Here is a 1,347-nt window from a genome sequence, read left to right as displayed (position 1 = left end):
AGGTTGAACAGTTCTTCAGGGGTTTGTGGCTTCATGGCTCAATTATTTCAGCGTGTTCTTTTCTCACTCCACGAAACAATGTCCTGTAATTGCGGAGAATATAAAGCTCTGGTAAGTAATCTATCTGACGTGCGACTCTTACCTTACCAACTAAATGCCTGTACCAACTTTCGTCGTTGGCTTTAATGATTTTTATTTTCATGTCGTTTCTATTTCACTTATTAATTCTTTACGTCGTTTTTTCCAGTCAAATATAATAGAATGTTTTTTTATGTTGTATCTGACTGACGTTTGATTGTGAAATGCCATATAATTCACCTATCTCCCGTTGTGATATATACCCCTGAAACTCTCTAATTCTTAGTATATCACATGGAGTTAGTTTTATAGTTCCATGCCGCATTTTGTCAATCGTATTTGTAATAACATCACCCTTATAAAGATTTGACACTGAATTATTATTCTTATCTCCGTCATAATGACATATTTGATCCTTTCCTGTAAAAGTATTGTCAACAAAATATCTAAAGACCTCTTTGTGTATCCGCATTGTTTTACGTTTTACTCCATCAATATTTAAACAATAAAACAAATACCCATCCCTGTCGATTTGTGGTTTGCGTATTATTGTACGATATCCGGCCTTCCTGTCTTTTCGTATCCCAGAATATTTAAAATTTGACATTACCCGACCGTGGTTACTAATTAGGTATTTACCATTACTCCCAAACTCAACCCAAACTTCTTTCATTTTATTCCCCGATTTCATTATCCCGATCAAAGAAATGGAAGGGAGATCGGGTTCCCCTTGTCATCAGGTAGCTACTCCTGACTATCCATTTCCAAAGATAAATAATGTTTTTCAACTTACAAATTATTTTTTTGTAATTCCGCTTCAATTTCTTGCTTCCTTTTTTTCCAGTCGCTATCAGGATCAAGTATGTTAGTATTCAAATACTCTGAAGCGAATTTCCGAATACAAGCTACATAGCCCATGTGATCAATCGTAAGAAACTCTGACTTACTCAGTGGCATACGCATCAACTCCCCGGTTTCGGGGTTCAGGATGTCTTTATTTGCCCACATAAGTTTACAGAATTGGTCAACCTCTTCAGTGTTGGTAAACTCGTAACCGGCCTCGTTCAGAGCTATTAACATCTGTGGGTAAATACCCCCGTATAACCATTTGAATTGTGAATGACTGGCTTTGCTCTTCCAGGATTCAATAGTCATCCGGTAGTTCCCTTTCGGCAAAGAGCGGAGGTCTTCCTCCATCACCTTTCGGTTTATGATGTGGAAAACATCTCCCTCTTTTCGTGCCTTGTAAACTAACTTTTTCACTTTAAC

Annotated in this window: 2 protein-coding genes; both read right to left on the bottom strand. The window is 37.3% G+C overall.

The annotated features are described in order from the left end of the window. Window positions 1-247: 247 nt before the first annotated feature. The gene (locus tag JU82_RS07850; protein ID WP_294892567.1) at window positions 248-751 is read right to left on the bottom strand and encodes an NUMOD4 domain-containing protein; all 504 of its coding nucleotides are present in this window, start codon (window positions 749-751) and stop codon (window positions 248-250) included. Window positions 752-867: 116 nt separating this feature from the next. Continuing rightward, window positions 868-1,347: hypothetical protein (locus JU82_RS07845; protein WP_037949095.1), on the bottom strand; the 480-nt coding region annotated here is incomplete at its 5' end.

The organism is Sulfuricurvum sp. MLSB (assembly GCF_000747095.1).
Classification (GTDB): Bacteria; Campylobacterota; Campylobacteria; order Campylobacterales; family Sulfurimonadaceae; genus Sulfuricurvum.
The sequence above is the reverse complement of the archived record's forward strand: the minus strand, read 5'-3'. Positions and strand labels throughout refer to the sequence as shown.

What these genes read in the sequence shown, in the direction of transcription:
- JU82_RS07850 (WP_294892567.1), bottom strand. Translation starts at nt 751, where the DNA reads ATGAAAGAAGTTTGGGTTGAGTTTGGGAGTAATGGTAAATACCTAATT.